Below are 17,953 nucleotides of genomic sequence, written 5' to 3' on the forward strand. Positions count from 1 at the left end.
CGGCCTCTGGCGTCAGCGTGAGACCACCTCAGGGCGGCGGACGTGGACGGCCTGGAATTCGGCCCACACCGCCTTGAGCGGTCCGGTTTCGTCCACGCCCCATCCGTCGGCGCATTCCGCGACCAGGAACAGACCTCTTCCGGTGTTGCTGCAGTCGTCCGGCGTTCTGGTCCGTGGCATCTCGCTGCTTGCGTCGTGTACTTCGACGCGCAGGACGGCATCGTTGATCGACATCGCCACGAGGAAACCGCAGGTCCGGTCGCCGCCGTGCAGCAGAGCATTGGTCGCGAGCTCCGATACGCACAGCCGAACGTCGTCGCGCCGGTCTGGGACTCCCCAGCCGGTCAGCGTGCGCGTGACGAACTCCCGTGCCGCGCGCACAGAGACGGGGTGTTGGTCGAACACCTGCTGCTTCGCCATTGGCTGCAAGGGGGCGTGTGGATCCGGTGCCATGACACTCCGTCCCGGGGGATGTCCTTGTCCGTTCGGTGAAGCTCAAAGAAACCTCCGCCGCGGCCCGCGAACCAGAGCAGAATTGCGGCACGCGCTACGCATCCGTGAGGCACAGCAGGGCATGACCTGGTGTGTTCGGCTCCTGCGCGAACCACCTTTTCTACGAGGAGAGAATTGACCCATGGCGCTGAAACGGCACGGCTTCGTGCGCCGCCGTCGCGCGGTGGGTTTCACACAGGAGAGCCTCGCCGAGGCGATGAACGTGGAGCGGTCCACGGTCTCCCGCTGGGAGTCGGGCAAGGTGTCGCCGCAGCCGTACATCCGACCGCGGCTGGCGGCCGTCCTGTGTGTGAGCGTCGAGGAGCTGAGTGACCTCCTCGCTGTGACTCCAGAGGCTGAAGTGCCTTCCACCGAGCGGACGCGATACGCGATGCAGAACCCTTCGCGTGTCGATCTGGTCGTGGTCGCCGAGCTCCGAGACGGAATGCAGACGCTCGCGGAGCGTTACGACCGGATGCCTTCCACCACCTTGCTGGCACAGGCGGGGCGGCACGCCGGCCAGGTAGCCTTCCTCGCCGAGGAAGCACCGGCGGGCCGCGTGCAGCGTGAGATGCGCGTGCTTCAGGCAGACTCCGCGACCTTCATGGGCCAGCTCGTCTGGGACGCCTCCCAGCGACACGACCACAGCACGGCGCGGTCGTACTACGCCCAGAGCCTGGAAGTGGGACGCCATCTCCGGGACCGCACCGCCGAGGGGCACGCGCTCCTGCGAACCTGCTACGTGGCGCTCTACGGCGCCAACGACTACCGCGAGGCGCTCGATCTTGCGCTGGAGACCGCCCGTACGACGCGATACACGAGCCATGTGGTCACCGGTCTCGCCATGCTGCACGCCGCCGAAGCCCACGCCTTCCTCGGGGAAGGCCGTGAATGCGAACGAGCCCTCGCTGGTGCCGAGCGGCACCTCGATCAAGCCAACAGTGCAGACGCCGCACACGAACTTCTGTCTCCCACGCACTTCGGCCGACTGGCGGGCTCCTGTTATCTGACGCTCGGCGACTACCGGAAGGCGCAGCGCCTTCTGGAGGACACAGCGGTCGGCTTGCAGGATCGGCGCAAGTCCCGAGCGATCGTCCTTGGCAACCTGTCACTTTGCTGGATCCGGGCGGGTGACCTGGATGCCGCGCTGGTGGCCTTCATGGATGCTGTGGACGAATTACAGGGCACGCGCGGAGGCGGTGCGATGAACATCATCTTCCGTGCCGCCCGCGAGCTGCGAGCCTGGCGAAGCGAGCCAGCCGTGCAGGAGGCACAGGACCGGCTCATGGCACTGATGGAAGCGGCGTGAAGGGCGGCAGGGTGCATACACAGGTGGATCAGGAGAAGCAGCGAGTACGGGAGCAGGTCTGGGGGCTCCTCGACGCGGCGAACGCGGCCCACGACGCCTCTGTACGTGGACGCATCCCAAATTTCAGGGGCTCCGAGATGGCTGCCGGTCGCCTCGCGAACCTGTCTCAGTGGGCAGATGCCCAAGTCATCAAGGCAGTGCCCGACAAGGCGCAGCTGCCGGTGCGCGCTCGGGCTCTCACCGAGGGCAAGACGGTGTTCATGGCTGTTCCGAGGCTCGCCGCCCAACGCCCCTTCTATCTGCTGGATCCGGCGGCGCTGACCGTCTCGCCCGCCGAAGCGGCGTCGAGCAAGGTCGCCGCGACGATCGCTCCCAAGGTCGATGTCGAGTCGATGCCTCCGGTCGACATGGTGGTGGTCGGGAGCGTCGCCGTGAACCGCTGCGGAGTCCGCATCGGCAAGGGAGCCGGCTACTCAGACCTGGAATTCGCCTTCCTGATGGAAGCCGGGCTCATCAGCTCGGAGACGGTCGTGGTGACGACAGTCCATGGCCTGCAAGTGGTCGAAGACGAACTGCCCTCAACGACACATGACTTCAGCGTCGATCTGATCGTGACCCCTGACGAAGTAATTCCCTGTCCCGGCGCCCATCGTCCTTCCGGGCTCGTCTGGGAGGACCTGGACGCTGACAAGATCGCCTCCATCCCGGCTTTGGCCGCCCGGGCTCCCGGCCGTTAGGGCGAACGGGCGGCGGCCGTACGAGCCGTGCCTCGGTCACCAGCGCGGAGCCGTACGTACGTGAGGCCGCTACCGGCATCCCCGCCGGGCGCGGCCTCGCGCGTACCTCCGGTGCCTACGCGGGAGTGGGGGTCTCGCTCTCGGCTTCCATGATGGGCTCCGCGGCGGGGTGTGCGGCCGTCCGCCCCTTCGCCGTCAACGCCGCGTACGCGACGCCGCCCACCAGGCCCGAGAGGATGAAGCTGCAGTCCACGCCACCGGTGAGCGCCAGCAGCGGGCCTTCGTAGACCGTCGTGGAGACTGCCGCCAGGCCTACCGCCGCGCCCAGCGCCCAGGAGACCGTGGCCTGGACGTTCCAGCCGGCGCGGTACCAGTAGATGCCGCCCTTGGCGCGGCGGTTGAAGACCTGGAGGGCGTCCGCGTCGTACTGGCCGCCGCAGCGCACGTACCCGATGAGGGAGATGACCGCCCAGGGGGTGCCTATCGCGGTCAGGAGCAGGACGAAGGACGTCATCGCGGACTGGACCGACCACGCGAAGGAGCCCACGAACACGAACGCGGTCGCGACGGCGGCCGCGATCACGGTGGCCCGGGTGCGGGTCGCCTTCGGCAGGATCGCGTCCAGGTCGAGGCCCATCGAGTACAGCATCAGGCCGGCGTTGCCGACGGACCCGGCCGAGGCCGCCAGGAGCAGCGGCACAAGGAACCAGAAGGGCGCGGCCTCGACGAGCGGTCCCGCGTAGTCGAGGCCGGCGCGGGCCGCGAGAGCCGTGTACGTACCGAACAGCTGCGGGACCAGCAGGCCCAGGAGCAGGCCCAGACAGGTGGCCCAGAAGACCTTGCGCGAGCTGTGGCGGCGCGGCGAGATGTAGCGCGTGTAGTCACCGAGCAGCGTGATGAAGGCGACCGGGCCGCTCAGTCCGGCGGCGACGGCCGCGAGCAGCCAGGTGGGCCAGAAGGAGCCGAGGAGGTACGGGGTGTCCGGCGGGGCCGCGGTGGTGAAGTCGCCGGCGTACGCGTAGACGCCCACCAGCAGCAGGATGATCATGCCGACGGACAGCACCTTGCTCAGGCTGAGGAGCAGCTTGTAGCCGTAGACCGCCGCTACGACCGTGGCGCCGGCCAGCACCGTGTACATCAGGGCGCGCGACGCCCCGCCGTCCGGCAGTCCGGTCAGCCGGGACAGCGTCCCGACCATCACGTCACCGCCGATCCACAGCGTGAGCGCCGTATAACCGAGGGACAGGAGCAGGCCGACGACCGAGCCGACGAGCCGGCCGCGTACGCCGAACTGGGCGCCGCTGGAGGTGGAGAGGTTGGTGGCCGTGCGCAGCGAGATGAGCGCCAGCGGGGCCGTCACCGCGATGCCGGCCAGGGTGCCGACGATGATCGACGTCAGCGAAGGCCACAGGCCGAGGCCGAAGGACGGCGGCAGCCACCCGAAGACGATGACGCCGAGGCACAGGTTCGAGCCGAGAAGGAGGGAGACGAGGTCGCGCGGCCCGCTGGTGCGCTCCTCGTCGGGGATGGTGTCGACTCCGCGCTGTTCAATCGGCATGGCTGGGTCCTCCCGGTCCGCCGGACAACAAAAGTTTTGAGTGCTGTTCAATGTGACTTGCCTCAAGGCGGCGCGTCAATGTTTCCCGCGTATGAATCTCGTGGTTAGAGTGAAGTTCTAAACTTTTGGAGGTGTGGCGGCGTGCGACTGACCCCGACGGAACGCGACCGGCTGCTGCTGTTCGGAGCCGCCGAGCTGGCGCGTGCGCGCCGGGCGCGCGGGCTGCGGCTCAACGTGCCGGAGGCGACCGCGCTCATCGCGGACACGGTCTGCGAGGCGGCCCGCGACGGGCGGCGGCTCGCGGAGGCGATCGAGGCGGCACGCTCCGTGCTCGGCCCCGACGATGTGCTGCCGGGTGTGGCTGATGTGGTGACCGAGGTGCATGTGGAGGCCGTCTTCGACGACGGGTCCCGGCTCGCGGTCGTCTCGTCCCCGATCGGCGGCGGTGCCACGCTGGGCGACGACGCCCCTGGCGCGGTCCTGCCGGGCCCCGCGGACGCGGAGCCGGAGCCGGCGGTGCGGCTGACCGTACGCAACACCGCGACCGTTCCCGTCAGCGTCACCTCCCACTTCCACTTCTTCGAGGCCAATCCGCGCCTCGACTTCGACCGCGCGGCGGCGTACGGCATGCGCCTGTGTGTCCCGGCGGGTTCTTCGGTCCGCTTCGACGCGGGCGGCGAGGCCGAGGTCGGGCTCGTACCCATCGGCGGAGAGCGGATCGCCATCGGCTTCGCGGGGCTCGTCGACGGGCCGCTGGACGCGCCCGGCGCAAAGGAAGAGGCCCTGCGCAGGGCGGCCGCCTGCGGCTATCTGGGAGTACAGCCCGAAGGAGTACAGCCCGAAGGAGCACAGCCCGAAGGAGGAGCTGAGGCATGAGCATCGATCCGCATGAGTACGCCGCCGTGCACGGCCCCCGCGCCGGGGACAGGGTCCGGCTCGGCGACTCCGGGCTGACCGTGCGCGTCGAGTCGGACGCGCAGAAGCCGGGCGAGGAGTTTCTGGCCGGCTTCGGCAAGACGGCCCGCGACGGGCTGCACCTCAAGGCCGCCGCCGTGCGCGAGACCTGCGACGTGGTCATCAGCAATGTGCTGGTCATCGACGTGGCGCAGGGCATCCGCAAGGTGTCGATCGGCATCAAGGAAGGCCGCATCCACGCCATCGGGCGGGCCGGCAATCCGGATACCCTCGACGGCGTGGACGTCGTCGTCGGCACCGGTACGTCGATCGTCTCCGGCGAGGGCCTGATCGCCACCGCGGGCTCGGTGGACACCCACGTCCACCTGCTGTCGCCGCGCATCATGGAGGCCTCGCTGGCCTCCGGCGTGACGACGATCATCGGCCAGGAATTCGGCCCCGTCTGGGGCGTCGGTGTGAACTCGCCGTGGGCCCTGCGCCACGCCTTCGGCGCCTTCGACGCCTGGCCCGTCAACATCGGCTTCCTCGCGCGCGGCTCGTCCTCCGACGCGGCCCCGCTCGTCGAGGCGCTCGCCGAGGGCGGCGCGTCCGGCTTCAAGGTGCACGAGGACATGGGCGCGCACACCCGCGCCCTGGACACCGCGCTGCGCGTCGCCGAGGAGCACGACGTACAGGTCGCACTGCACAGCGACGGCCTGAACGAGTGCCTGTCGGTCGAGGACACCCTGTCCGTCCTCGAAGGCCGTACGATCCACGCCTTCCACATCGAGGGCTGCGGCGGCGGGCACGTCCCCAACGTGCTGAAGATGGCGGGCGTACGCAACGTCATCGGCTCGTCCACCAACCCCACCCTCCCCTTCGGGCGGGACGCGGTCGCCGAGCACTACGGGATGATCGTCTCCGTACACGACCTGAAGACCGACCTGCCCGGCGACGCCGCCATGGCGCGCGACCGGATCCGCGCCGGGACGATGGGCGCCGAGGACGTGCTGCACGACCTGGGTGCGATCGGCATCACGTCGTCCGACGCGCAGGGGATGGGGCGCGCCGGCGAGACCGTGCGCCGTACGTTCCAGATGGCCGGGAAGATGAAGGCCGAGCTCGGCCCGATGGAGGGCGACGGCCCGGACGACGACAACGCGCGCGTCCTGCGCTACATGGCCAAGCTGACCATCAATCCCGCCATCGCCCACGGCCTCGCCCACGAGATCGGGTCGATCGAGGTCGGCAAGATGGCCGACATCGTGCTGTGGCGGCCGCAGTACTTCGGCGCGAAGCCGCAGATGGTGCTGAAGTCGGGTTTCCCGGCGTACGGCGTCACGGGCGACCCGAACGCGGCGACCGACACCTGCGAGCCGCTGGTCCTCGGACCGCTGTTCGGTGCGTACGGCGCCACCCCCGCCGACATCTCGGTGGCCTTCGTCGCGCAGGCCGCCCTCGACCAGGGCAACGACCTGATGCCCACGCGCCGGCGCCGCGTCGCCGTGCGTGGCACGCGCGGCATCGGCCCGGCCGACCTGCGCCTGAACTCCCGTATCGGACAAGTGGGGGTGGACGGACACAGCGGACTCGTCACGCTCGACGGCGACCCGCTCCGCTCCGAACCCGCCGACTCCGTCTCCCTGAACCGCCTCTACTTCCTCTGATCCCAGTAAGGACCCCCCATGGCTTTCCGTATGCCCGCCGAGTGGGCCCCGCACGAGCGCACCTGGATGGCGTGGCCCAGCCCCAACGTCACCTTCTCCGACGCCGATGAGCTCGCCGCCTCCCGCGCGGCCTGGGCGAGCGTCGCCCGCGCCGTACGCACCTACGAGCCGGTCACCGTGGTCTGCGGCCCCGGTCAGTCGGCCGGCGCCCGCGAACTGCTCGGCCCGGACATCGAGCTCGTCGAGCGTGAGCTGGACGACGCCTGGATGCGCGACATCGGCCCGACCTTCGTCAAGGACGACGAGACCGGCGAACTGGCCGCCGTGGACTGGGTGTTCAACGGCTGGGGCGCGCAGGACTGGGCGACCTGGGAGCACGACTCGAAGATCGCCGGCATGGTCGCCGATCTCGTGGGCGTACCCACGCTCTCCTCCCCCCTCGTCAACGAGGGCGGCGGCATCCACGTCGACGGCGAGGGTACGGTCCTGCTCACCGAGACCGTCCAGCTCGGCCCCGAGCGCAACCCCCAGTGGACGCGCGAGCAGGTCGAGGCGGAGATCCACGCCAAGCTCGGCACGACAAAGGCGATCTGGCTGCCGCGCGGCCTGACCACCGACTACCCGCCGCACGGCTTCGGCACCCTCGGCCACGTCGACATCGTCGCGGCGTTCGCCGCGCCCGGTGTGGTCCTCGCCCACACCCAGCCGGACCCGTCGCACCCCGACCACGAGCCGTGCAAGGCGAACGTCGAGCTGCTGCGCTCGCAGACGGACGCCAAGGGCCGCCCGCTCAAGGTCATCGAGGTGCCCGCCCCGACGAAGGTGAAGGTCGACGGCGACTGGGTCGACTACTCGTACATCAACCACTACCTCTGCAACGGCGGCGTGGTCCTGTGCGCCTTCGACGACCCGCGTGACGAGGAGGCGGCCGAGATCTTCCGCGGCCTCTTCCCCGACCGTACGGTCACCCTCGTCGACGCCCGCGAGATCTTCGCCGGCGGCGGCGGAATCCACTGCATCACCCAGCAGCAGCCCGCGACACACAGCTGATCGGGTAAAACATACGAGTGAACGAGAACGCCTCATGACCGGGTCCGCGTCCGGCGACGCCGGCTCGGCGAAGCCGCCGTCCCGCCGTCGCAATTCCGCCCCGCCCCGCGAGACCGTGCTCGCCGCCGCCATGGCGAGCATCGCGGAGCACGGGCTGGAGCGGCTGACCATGGCCGGGCTCGGTCGTGAGGTCGGCATGAGCAGTGGGCACCTGCTCTATTACTTCCGCAGCAAGGACGAGCTGCTCCTCCAGACGCTGGAATGGAGCGAGGAGCAGCTCGGCATGGACCGCAGGGCCGCGCTCGCGCGTCAGGTCCCGGTACGCGAGCGCCTCGACGCGTACGTCGATCTGTACGTGCCGTCGGGGCCCCGCGATCCGCACTGGGCGCTGTGGCTGGAGCTCTGGAACCGTTCGCACGCCGTCGACGAGGAGGCCCGCGCCCGCCTCCTCGACATCGAGCTGTCCTGGCACCGCGATCTGGTGGCACTGCTCGTCGAGGGCGCTTCGCGCGCCGAACTGCGCACGGTGGTCGACGCCGACCGTTTCGCGACCCGGATACGGGCGCTGCTCGACGGCTTCAGCACGCATGTGGCGATGGGGCTGCCGGGTTCGGAGCGGTCGCAGGTGCTGGCCCAGATCGCGGAGTTCCTGGACGAGACGCTCCGCTGAGTCCGCTGAGTCCACTGAACCCGGGCGCGGACGCATGTGAACACGTTCGGGTTGTACGTAATCGGGCGGATTGACCCCGTGTCCGATGGTGCGCTTGTATCCCCTTGAGTTCATCAGCACACGCACACGCACACACGGGGGAACCACCATGTCCATCGCCACACGGACCTTACGCATCTCACGCGTCGCTCTGGGCGCGGCGCTCGTCGCCGCCGTCACCGCGACCGCGCTGCCCGCCGCGGCGGAATCCGCCGCGCCGCAGACCCGGCGCATCAGCGTCGCACCGGACGGCGCCCAGGCGAACGGCTCCTCGACCAGCCCGGTCGCGAGCGCCGACGGCCGCGTCGTCGCCTTCTCCTCGTACGCCTCCAACCTGGCGCCGGGAGACACCGCCCGTACCAACGACGTCTTCGTACGCGACGCCCGCGACGGCAAGCTCCGGCGCATCGCCCTGGAGGGTGCCGAGACGTCGGCGCCCGGGCTCAGTGCGAACGGCCGCTACCTCACCTTCAACGCGGACGACGGCACGCTGGGCGGATACTCGGTCCACGTAAGGGACTTGAGGACGGGGAAGACCGAGCGCGTGGCGCCGGTCCTCGACGACGGGTACGCCGCTTCGTACGGTACGGCCGCGATCAGCGCGACCGGCCGTTACGTCGCCTTCTCGGGCGGGTGATCGGTGGACCGATGGATCAGTCCTTGATCACGCCCGCCCGCATCGTGAGACGGGGATACCACGCCACGCAAGACGTGCCAGACTGCCCTCGTGTTCTCGTTCGCCGTGATTATGGGCAGCAGGCGCGCCGGTCCCCAGTGACCGCTTCCGTATCACCACGTACGGCGCGGCCACCGTGCCCCAGACCCGCGCGCAGACCTCTCGCACCCGCGAGAGGTTTTTTCGTTTCCCGGCCCCACCACGGCCGGGGCGAGGTGCGCGCGATGATGGGGGCAAGTGGAGCCAGTCCTTCCACTCGACAGGAGTCCAGAAAGCCATGACCTCTTCAGGCCCCGACGACAGTTTTCACGTCTTCGACACCACGCTGCGCGACGGCGCCCAGCGCGAAGGCATCAATCTGACGGTCGCCGACAAGCTGACCATCGCCCGGCACCTGGACGACTTCGGCGTGGGCTTCATCGAGGGCGGCTGGCCCGGCGCCAACCCGCGCGACACCGAGTTCTTCTCGCGTGCGAAGGCCGAGATCAAGTTCAAGAACGCGCAGCTCGTGGCCTTCGGCGCCACCCGCCGCCCCGGCGCCAGGGCCGAGGACGACCCCCAGGTCGCGGCCCTTCTGGACTCCGGCGCCCCCGTGATCACCCTGGTCGCGAAGTCCCACGACCGCCATGTGGAACTCGCCCTGCGTACGACGCTCGACGAGAACATCGCGATGGTCCGCGACACGGTCTTCTACCTCCGCGCCCAGGGCCGCCGCGTCTTCGTGGACTGCGAGCACTTCTTCGACGGCTACCGCGCCAACGCCGAGTACGCCAAGTCGGTCGTACGGGCGGCCTCCGAGGCCGGCGCCGACGTAGTCATCCTCTGCGACACCAATGGCGGCATGCTCCCCGCCCAGATCCAGGCCGTCGTCGCCACCGTCCTGGCCGACACCGGCGCGCGCCTGGGCATCCACGCGCAGGACGACACGGGCTGCGCGGTCGCGAACACCCTCGCTGCCGTCGACGCGGGCGCCACCCACGTCCAGTGCACGGCCAACGGCTACGGCGAGCGCGTGGGCAACGCCAACCTCTTCCCGGTTGTGGCAGCCCTGGAGCTGAAATACGGCAAGCAGGTGCTCCCGCCGGGCGCGCTCGCCGAGATGACCCGCATCTCGCACGCCATCGCCGAGGTCGTCAACCTGACGCCCTCCACCCACCAGCCGTACGTCGGCGTCTCCGCCTTCGCGCACAAGGCCGGCCTGCACGCCTCCGCGATCAAGGTCGACCCCGACCTCTACCAGCACATCGACCCGGGCCTGGTCGGCAACCACATCCGGATGCTGGTCTCCGACATGGCGGGCCGCGCCTCGATCGAGCTCAAGGGCAAGGAGCTCGGCGTCGACCTGGGCAACGACCGCGAGCTGGTCGGCCGCGTCGTCGCCCGCGTCAAGGAGCGCGAGCTCCGGGGCTACACGTACGAAGCCGCCGACGCCTCCTTCGAGCTCCTCCTGCGCGAGGAGGCCGAGGGCCACGCTCTCAGCTACTTCCGTACGGAATCGTGGCGTGCCATCACCGAGGACCGCCCCGACGGCAGCCACGCCAACGAGGCCACGGTGAAGCTGTGGGCCAAGGGCGAGCGCATCGTCGCCACGGCGGAGGGCAACGGCCCGGTCAACGCCCTCGACCGGGCCCTGCGTGTCGGCCTGGAGCGGATCTACCCGCAGCTCGCCAAGCTGGAACTGGTCGACTACAAGGTCCGCATCCTGGAGGGCAAGCACGGCACCGAGTCCACGACCCGCGTCCTGATCACCACGGGCGACGGCGAGGGCGACTGGTCCACGGTCGGCGTCGGCGAGAACGTCATCGCGGCGTCCTGGCAGGCCCTGGAGGACGCGTACACCTACGGCCTCCTGAAGGCGGGCGTCGAGCCGGCGGAGTAGGTCGGCCGCCGGACGGGTGTGGTGCGCGGACGGTGCCCGCGTCCGCGCACACACAGCTAAACCCATATGTCTTAAAATGCGGCCATTCGGGTAGCTTTTAAGTATGAGGACACGACTGTTCTCCACCCTGTCAGGGCTGCTGCTCTCGATCGCGGCGGCCGTACTCGCTGTGGCTCCCGGCGCGCAGGCGGCCACGGGGCTCGATGCTGCGGCGGACTCGCTGCGTCAGGGACCGGTGTACGTCGATCAGCGTGCCCGCGATCAGCTGCCGCCCCGCGAGGCCGACGCGCTGGAGGAGAAGATCCTCGACGCCGGAAAGCCGGTCTTCGTCGCCGTACTCCCGCAGAGCGCGGAGTTCCCGGAGGACGGCCTGCTGGCTGACCTGCGGACCAAGACCGGGATCACCGGGGTGTACGCCGTCAGGCTCGGCGACGCTTTCGACGCGGGCGCCGACTCCGCCGTGATGTCGCGCCAGGCGGTCGACAACCTCACCGCGTCCGTCGAGCCGGCGGGCGGCCTGGACGCCGTCACCCAGCTGAACACCTTCGTCGACGACGCACTTGATCAGGCCAGGGGCGGCGCCCCCAACACCTGGGACGGCGCGAGCCAAGGGCCCTCTTCCGTAGTCGGACTGGTCACCTTCGGTCTGGTGCTCGTCGCCGGCGCCGCCGGTGTGTTCCTGGTGGCCAAGCGCAATCGCGGGCGGCGGGCGGCGCAGGAGCGGGCCGCGCTGGAGAAGGTGCGGGTGGTCGTCGACGAGGACATCACCGCGTTCGGCGAGACCCTGGAACGCCTCGACTTCCATCCCGCCGAACCGGGCGCGGACGACGCGATGCGCGCCGACTACGAGCGGGCCCTGGACGCGTACGAGAGGGCCAAGTCGGCCATGGCCAAGGCGACCAAGGCCGGCGACGCCCGCGCGGTCACCCAGGCGCTGGAGGACGGCCGCTTCTCGCTGGCCGTGCTCGCCGCGCGCCGCGAAGGCAAGCCGCTGCCCGAACGACGCCCGCCCTGCTTCTTCGACCCGCGCCACGGCCCGTCCACGGCCGACGTCGACTGGGCTCCGGCCGGCGGCACCACACGCAGGGTGCCGGTCTGCGCGGCGGACGCGACCCGGCTGGCGGAGGGCCAGGACCCGATGTCCCGCATGGTCGAGACGGCGGACGGCCGCCGCCCGTACTGGGAGGCGGGACCGGCGTACGCCCCATGGATCGGCGGCTACTACGGCGGCGGCCTCCTGCCCGGCCTGCTGATGGGCACGATGCTCGGCTCGATGCTCTCCGCCCCCGCGTACGCCGACTCCGGTATGGGCGGTTACGAGGGCGGAGATTTCTCCGGAGGCGACTTCAACGCCGGGGACTTCGGCGGCGGAGGCGACGTCGGCGGTGGCTTCGGCGGCGGAGGCGACTTCGGCGGTGGCGGCTTCTAGGCGGTTGCGCCGAGGAACGCCGTCCAGGCCGTCCAGGCGCCGGGCGAGACCGTGAGTACGGGCCCGTCCGTGACCTTCGAGTCACGGACGTGCACGGCACGGGACTCGGCGGCGACCTCGACGCAATTACCGCCGGTGTCGCTGCTGTAGCTCGACTTGAACCAGACCGGACCGTCCGAGAGGTCCAGCTGCGCTGCGCGGGTCATGTCACTCCTAGCAGTTCGTCCAGCAGGCCCATGCTGTCCTGAACCGAAAGAGCCTGCGAGCGCAGCATCCCATATTTCTGTTGATACACACTGACTTCGTCGGGGTCATCGGCCAGGAAGCTCGCGTAGTGCACCTCGAGATAGGCGAGTTGATCGTGGTCGGGGGTCTCCAGCAGCACGAAAGGACCCGCGAGGCCGGCGTGGATCTCCCGCTCGATCGGCATGATCTGAAGCCCCAGAAAGGGCAGTTCGGCGCACTGGCGCAGTCGCAGGATCTGCTCCCGCATCACCGCACGTCCGCCGATGGGGCGCCGTAAGACCGACTCCTCCAGCAAGAAGCTCATCATCGGCGGCCATGGTGTGCGCTGAAACAGCTTCTGCCGGTCGAACCGTGCGGACACGCTCTCGTCCAGTTGCTCCTTGTTGAGCGGCGGGTAGAGGCAGGAGAACACGGCTCGGGCGTACTCCTCGGTCTGGAGCAGTCCGGGCACGACGTGGTTCTCGTACGAGAGCAGGGTCAGCGCCAGCGCTTCGTAGTCGATGAAGTCCTGGGCGAAGACCGGGTACCGCTCCCGCTCCGGCATCTGCTCCACACCGACCGCGAGGGCCCCACCCGTGTTCAGGAGTTCATCCAGTTGATGGGCGAAATCGGGCTGGAGGGGGCGTCTGCCCTGCTCGATGGAGGCGATGGTGTCCACGTGCACGCACACGCGCTCGGCGAGCTGCGGCTGCGTCAGGCGTGCGCGCCTGCGGAAGTGGCTGAGCTGGGCGCCGACCAGGTGCCATGAGGGGTTCTTCTTGCGCTTGTTCGCCGGGTGCATGGATGCTGCCTTCCCGCCCGCGGCCGTACTCGACCGGTTCTGGGTCGTACCAACGATCTGTACGACTTCACTCATTGGTCCACTCTAGTCACGGACTGTGACAGTGGTGGCATGAATGAAGGAACCCAACAGCCTTGCTTCCGCGAAGTGTTCTACCGGCGCGAGCGGCGATCCGTGCCTGCTGCCAGGGGGTTCGCCGCGCAGGCGCTCCGCGCCTGGGGGGTCGTGGACCGCGCGGACGAGGTGCTGCTCTGCGTGAGCGAGCTGACCACCAATGCCCTGCTCCACGGCGTCCCGCCCGGCCGGGGCTTTCGGCTTCACCTCCACCTGGAGTGCGACGGCCGGCTCCGCGTCGAGGTCCACGACAGTGGCCCGGGGGAGGTCCGCGCCCGGCAGTCGGACGACCCGATGGGCGTCGGCGGCCGGGGGCTGCCGCTGGTGGCCGCACTCGCGGACAAGTGGGGCGTGACGCAGCGGCGCCCGGGCAAGGTGGTGTGGTGCGAGTTCTCAGACCTGCGGGGCCGCGTTCTTGATCGCGGAGATGTCGAAGGTCAGCTTGACCTTGTCGCTGACCATCACCCCGCCGGTCTCCAGCGCCGCGTTCCAGGTCAGGCCCCAGGCGGAGCGCAGGATCTCCGCGCTGCCCTCGAAGCCGACGCGCTCGTTGCCGTACACGTCCGTCGCGGAGCCGTTGAATTCCAGGTCGATGGCGAGCGGCTTGGTGACGTCCTTGATGGTCAGGTCGCCCTTGATCCGGTAGTTGTGACCGCCGAGCTGCTCCGCCGACGTGGAGCGGAAGGTCATGAGGGGGAACTGCTCCGCGTCGAAGAAGTCGCCGCTGCGCAGGTGACCGTCGCGGTCGCCGATGCCGGTGTCGATGCTGGCGATCTTGACGTCGATCGCGGCGGCGGAGCCGGACGGGTCGGACCCGTTCAGGGACAGCGTGCCCTCGTGGTCGGCGAAGCTGCCCCGGACATTGGTGACCATGGCGTGGCGGACCGTGAAGCCGATGCTGCTGTGCGCCGGGTCGATGGTGTAGTCGCCGGTCAGGGCGGCCAGGGCCGGGTCCACCGCGAGGGTGGTGGTCGCGGCGGGGGTGGTGGTGTTCTTGCGGTTGAACAGAGCCATGGCTCCTCCTCGGGTGGTTTGTTTAACCTTCAACGAGATTCACTGTAGACCCGTGTCGTTCAAAATTCAACATCTGGAGTCGAAGGCCTTCCGAGGCCCTCTGGTGACGCGCGTATCGTGGGAAATCAGTGATCCGCCAGGTCCTCCCGGAGGGCGGTGTGCGCAGTGGTCGAGCGTCGGATACTGGGTCCTGAGGGCGGCGAGCTCTATCAGCCGGAGGGGGCGTGCGGAGACCGGTTCCTCATCAACAGTGGTGAATGGGGAGGCCGGTTCGCGCTGGTCGAGCACCGGCTGCCGCCGAAGGTGCTCGCAGCCCCCGTGCACAAGCACACCCGCGAGGACGAGTTCAGCTTCGTCCTCGCGGGTTCGGTCGGTGCGAGGTTCGGCGACGAGGAAGTCGTAGCCAGGCCCGGCGACCTCGTGTTCAAGCCGCGCGACGAGTGGCACACGTTCTGGAACGCCGGCGAGACACCGGCCCGGTTGCTGGAGATCATCTCTCCGGGAGGCCTGGAAGAGCTGTTCCGATGGCTCGACCGGCTGAGCGAGGAGCTGAGCCCGCAGGAGTTGCAGCAGAAGATCGGGCCGTACGGCTGCTCCGCCGACATGGCAGCGACCATGGCGCTCGTCGAGAAGCACGGGCTGGTCTTCTAGCCGTCGCGCGACGGGCACGCGCGGCGTCTGTGGCGGCCGTTTCCCCCTACCCGCCCCTTCCCGCAACTGGGGCTCCGCCCCAGACCCCGCTCCTCAAGCGCCGGAGGGGCTGAGAGTTGCCGCAAGCGGCAAATCCAGCCTCGCGCGGCAAATCCAGCCCGTCCGGCGTTTGAGGACACGCCCGGAGGGCGTCCGGGGTCTGGGGCTGCCCCAGCTTCGGGAAGGGGCGGGTAGGGGAACAGCGCCGCAGGCAACCCGTACCCACCCAGGGGAGTAAGCGCTTTCCGATAACCGCGTCCTGACCATTGAATGCTCCCGGAGCACCGTGCTACACCAGCGGGTACAGGTCTAAACCACCGCTCCCCCGGAGGCCCTCGTGCCGCTCTGGTCCCGCCGTACCTTCCTCGCCGCCACGTCCGGCACTTCACTCGCACTCGCCCTCGCCGGCCCCGCGCAAGCCGCACCCGAACCCGCCGCCGCCGACGAGTTCGACGCGCTCCGCCTCCGCTGGGTCGAGCTCTCGCTGGGCACCGGATTCGACGCGGCCGCCGAGCCCTACGCCTCGCGTCTGAAGGAGACCGGCCGGCTCGCCGCCGGCTTTCGCGCCACCATGGCCCCGGCCGACACATCCCTGTGGCCCGGCTACAGCTTCGACCCGCCCGCCGGCATCACCCAGAGCTACGGCCGCTTGTGGACCATGACCCAGGCCTACCTCCAGCCCGGCACCGGCCTCACCGCCGACGCCGGCCTCCTCGCCGACATCATCAAGGGCCTCGACCACCTCTCCGCCAAGATCTACAACCCCTCCACCACCCGCTACGGCAACTGGTGGGAGTGGCAGATCGGCAGCCCGCGCCTCCTCATGGACATCGTCGCCGCCCTCCACGACCGGCTCACCGACGCTCAGCGCCAAGCCGCCTGCGCCGCCGTCGACCACTTCATCCCCGACTCCGTACTGAAGAACTACTCCGGCACGAGCACCGGCGCCAACCGCGTCGACCTCTGCCGCTCCGTCGCCCTGCGCGGTGTCCTCGGCCGCAACCCGGCCAAAATCGCCCTCGCCCGCGACGCCCTCTCGCCCGTCTTCCCGTACGTGACCAAGGGCGACGGGCTGTACGCCGACGGCTCGTTCGTCCAGCACACCTGGGTCGCCTACTCCGGTACGTACGGCCAGGTCATGCTCGACGGGCTCGGCAGGCTCTTCACCCTCCTCGCAGGCTCCACCTGGGCCGTCACCGACCCGAACCGCCAGATCATCCTCGACTCCGTCGAGAACGCCTACGCGCCCCTCATCTACAACGGCCTGATGATGGACAGCGTCAACGGCCGTGCCATAAGCCGCGGTTACCTCAGGAGCGACGACCGCAAGGTCATGCGCAGCGACCACTTCCATGGTCAGGGGCTCATCGCCGCCATCCCGCTCCTCGCGGGCGGCGCGTCGGAAGCGGAACAGCGGCGTTGGACCGCCATCGTCAAGGGCTGGATCGAGCGCGACCGTACGACGCCCCTCCTCTCCGCGCCGCAGTTCAACGTCGCCGACCTCTCCAGACTGCACGCTGTCGCCGCGTCGCCGGTCGCCGCCGCCCCCGAGCCCGTCGCGCACAAGCTCTTCGCGTCCATGGACCGGGCCGTACACCGGCGCCCCGGCTGGGCGGCCGGCATCTCGATGGCCTCGGAGCGGATCTCGTACTACGAGTGCGGCAACGGCGAGAATCCGCGGGGCTGGCACACCGGAGCCGGAATGCTCTACTGGTGGCCGGGGGAGAAGGAGAACGACCAGTACACGAACTGGTTCTGGCCCACAGTCGACTTCTACCGCCTTCCCGGAACGACCGTGTCCACCAAGCGACTTGCCGACAAAGCCGGTGGCGAATGGGGGGCGCCCAAGCCCGCCACCAAGTGGGTCGGCGGCTGCACCGACGGCGAGTTCGCCGCCGTCGGTCAGCACCTCAAAGGCCTCGGCTCCACTCTCGAAGCGCGCAAGTCGTGGTTCTGCGTGGCCGATACGGTCGTCTGCCTCGGCGCCGGCATCACCTCCACCGACGGCGTACCCGCCGAGACCATTGTCGACAACCGCATGCTGGGTGAAGGCGGTACGAACCCGCTCACGATCGACGACGATCACGCCACTTCCCGCTGGGCCCACCTCGAAGGCCATGGCGGCTGGGTCTTTCCCGGAGCGGGCGGAGCCGGCGGCGCGGACCTGAAGGCCCTGCGCGAGGACCGCACCGGCTCATGGAGCGACATCAACACCACCAGCACCACCGAACGGCAGACCCGCCGCTACCAGACCCTCTGGCTCGACCACGGCACCGACCCGGTGGACGCCGACTACGCCTACCTCCTGATGCCGGGCGCCTCCCGCCGCACCGTCGCCGCCCGCGCGGCCGACCGCGACTGGCTGCTCATCCTCGCCAACACGCGCGCCGCCCAGGCCGTGGCGATCCACTCCCTCGGCGTCACGGCCGTCAACTTCTGGCAGCCGGGCACAGTGGAGCGGCTGACGGCGACGGCCCCGGCGAGTGTGCTCGTACGCAGAAAGCGGCGCACCGCGACCCTCGCCGTCAGCGACCCGACGCGCACCGGGCAGCCCCTGGAGGTGACCTGGGAGCGCCGCGGCGTCCGCGTCATCTCAAAGGACCCGGGCGTCGAAGTGCTGTCCACCGGCCGTACGCTGAAACTGCGCGTCACGCCCGGTACCGCCGGGGCGACCCACCGCTGTGAGGTGGCTCTCAGCTGAAGCCCCG

Annotated in this window: 16 protein-coding genes and 1 pseudogene; 12 read left to right on the plus strand and 5 right to left on the minus strand. The window is 69.6% G+C overall.

Going from position 1 to position 17,953, the window contains the following annotated elements; all coding sequences use genetic code 11:
• Window positions 1-12 precede the first annotated feature (12 nt).
• A complete protein-coding gene (locus J7E89_RS18885) occupies window positions 13-420 on the minus strand; it encodes an ATP-binding protein (RefSeq protein WP_214974957.1) in 408 nt (135 codons plus the stop codon).
• Between the two features lie 214 nt (window positions 421-634).
• Between J7E89_RS18885 and J7E89_RS18890 the strand changes: the two genes are divergently transcribed.
• Complete coding sequence (locus J7E89_RS18890) at window positions 635-1,801, plus strand: helix-turn-helix transcriptional regulator (RefSeq protein ID WP_214974959.1); 1,167 nt, start codon at window positions 635-637, stop codon at window positions 1,799-1,801.
• A 23-nt stretch (window positions 1,802-1,824) separates the two neighbouring features.
• Window positions 1,825-2,538, plus strand: coding sequence for a 5-formyltetrahydrofolate cyclo-ligase (locus J7E89_RS18895; protein ID WP_308315525.1), 714 nt, complete (start codon window positions 1,825-1,827; stop codon window positions 2,536-2,538).
• A 115-nt stretch (window positions 2,539-2,653) separates the two neighbouring features.
• Here the strand turns inward: J7E89_RS18895 and J7E89_RS18900 are convergent, their stop codons facing one another.
• Window positions 2,654-4,096 carry a cytosine permease gene (locus J7E89_RS18900; RefSeq protein ID WP_214974963.1) on the minus strand — a complete coding sequence of 481 codons (1,443 nt, stop codon included), beginning with the start codon at window positions 4,094-4,096 and terminating at the stop codon, window positions 2,654-2,656.
• Window positions 4,097-4,237: 141 nt separating this feature from the next.
• On the opposite strand from J7E89_RS18900, the gene ureA reads away from it, so the two are divergent.
• The 7 genes from ureA to J7E89_RS18935 all read left to right on the plus strand — a co-directional run bounded on the left by ureA (window position 4,238) and on the right by J7E89_RS18935 (window position 12,400).
• Window positions 4,238-4,972, plus strand: a complete 735-nt coding sequence (gene ureA / locus J7E89_RS18905; RefSeq protein WP_214974965.1) for an urease subunit gamma — start codon at window positions 4,238-4,240, stop codon at window positions 4,970-4,972.
• Window positions 4,969-6,657, plus strand: coding sequence for an urease subunit alpha (locus tag J7E89_RS18910; RefSeq protein ID WP_214974968.1), 1,689 nt, complete (start codon window positions 4,969-4,971; stop codon window positions 6,655-6,657). Before ureA ends, J7E89_RS18910 begins: the two co-directional genes overlap by 4 nt.
• 18 nt (window positions 6,658-6,675) lie before the next feature.
• Window positions 6,676-7,707, plus strand: a complete 1,032-nt coding sequence (locus J7E89_RS18915; protein ID WP_251060734.1) for an agmatine/peptidylarginine deiminase — start codon at window positions 6,676-6,678, stop codon at window positions 7,705-7,707.
• A gap of 34 nt (window positions 7,708-7,741) precedes the next feature.
• Window positions 7,742-8,377, plus strand: a complete 636-nt coding sequence (locus tag J7E89_RS18920) for a TetR/AcrR family transcriptional regulator (protein ID WP_214974970.1) — start codon at window positions 7,742-7,744, stop codon at window positions 8,375-8,377.
• 148 nt (window positions 8,378-8,525) lie between these two features.
• Complete coding sequence (locus J7E89_RS18925; protein ID WP_214974973.1) at window positions 8,526-9,053, plus strand: PD40 domain-containing protein; 528 nt, start codon at window positions 8,526-8,528, stop codon at window positions 9,051-9,053.
• Between the two features lie 316 nt (window positions 9,054-9,369).
• Window positions 9,370-10,971: a citramalate synthase gene (gene cimA, locus J7E89_RS18930; protein ID WP_214974975.1), complete on the plus strand. Its 1,602-nt coding sequence runs from the start codon at window positions 9,370-9,372 to the stop codon at window positions 10,969-10,971.
• A 103-nt stretch (window positions 10,972-11,074) separates the two neighbouring features.
• A complete protein-coding gene (locus J7E89_RS18935; protein ID WP_214974978.1) occupies window positions 11,075-12,400 on the plus strand; it encodes a hypothetical protein in 1,326 nt (441 codons plus the stop codon).
• On the opposite strand, the gene J7E89_RS18940 is transcribed toward J7E89_RS18935, so the two are convergent.
• Window positions 12,397-12,606: a DUF397 domain-containing protein gene (locus J7E89_RS18940; protein ID WP_214974980.1), complete on the minus strand. Its 210-nt coding sequence runs from the start codon at window positions 12,604-12,606 to the stop codon at window positions 12,397-12,399. The two genes, J7E89_RS18935 and J7E89_RS18940, sit on opposite strands and share 4 nt — an antisense overlap.
• Window positions 12,603-13,427 carry a helix-turn-helix transcriptional regulator gene (locus J7E89_RS18945; protein ID WP_214975135.1) on the minus strand — a complete coding sequence of 275 codons (825 nt, stop codon included), beginning with the start codon at window positions 13,425-13,427 and terminating at the stop codon, window positions 12,603-12,605. The genes J7E89_RS18940 and J7E89_RS18945 overlap by 4 nt, the downstream gene beginning before the upstream one ends.
• Window positions 13,428-13,538: 111 nt before the next feature.
• Between J7E89_RS18945 and J7E89_RS18950 the strand changes: the two are divergent.
• Window positions 13,539-13,865: pseudogene (locus J7E89_RS18950) on the plus strand (ATP-binding protein); the annotation flags it as partial.
• A 69-nt stretch (window positions 13,866-13,934) separates the two neighbouring features.
• Here J7E89_RS18950 and J7E89_RS18955 read toward each other — a convergent pair.
• Window positions 13,935-14,555, minus strand: coding sequence for a YceI family protein (locus tag J7E89_RS18955; RefSeq protein ID WP_214974982.1), 621 nt, complete (start codon window positions 14,553-14,555; stop codon window positions 13,935-13,937).
• Between the two features lie 165 nt (window positions 14,556-14,720).
• Between J7E89_RS18955 and J7E89_RS18960 the strand changes: the two genes are divergently transcribed.
• A complete protein-coding gene (locus tag J7E89_RS18960) occupies window positions 14,721-15,206 on the plus strand; it encodes a cupin domain-containing protein (RefSeq protein WP_214974984.1) in 486 nt (161 codons plus the stop codon).
• A gap of 376 nt (window positions 15,207-15,582) precedes the next feature.
• Entirely contained in the window at window positions 15,583-17,946 is a 2,364-nt protein-coding gene (locus J7E89_RS18965) for a polysaccharide lyase 8 family protein (RefSeq protein ID WP_214974986.1), read from the plus strand.
• The last annotated feature ends 7 nt before the right edge of the window (window positions 17,947-17,953 follow it).

It is taken from the genome of Streptomyces sp. ISL-100 (assembly GCF_018614615.1).
Classification (GTDB): Bacteria; Actinomycetota; Actinomycetes; order Streptomycetales; family Streptomycetaceae; genus Streptomyces.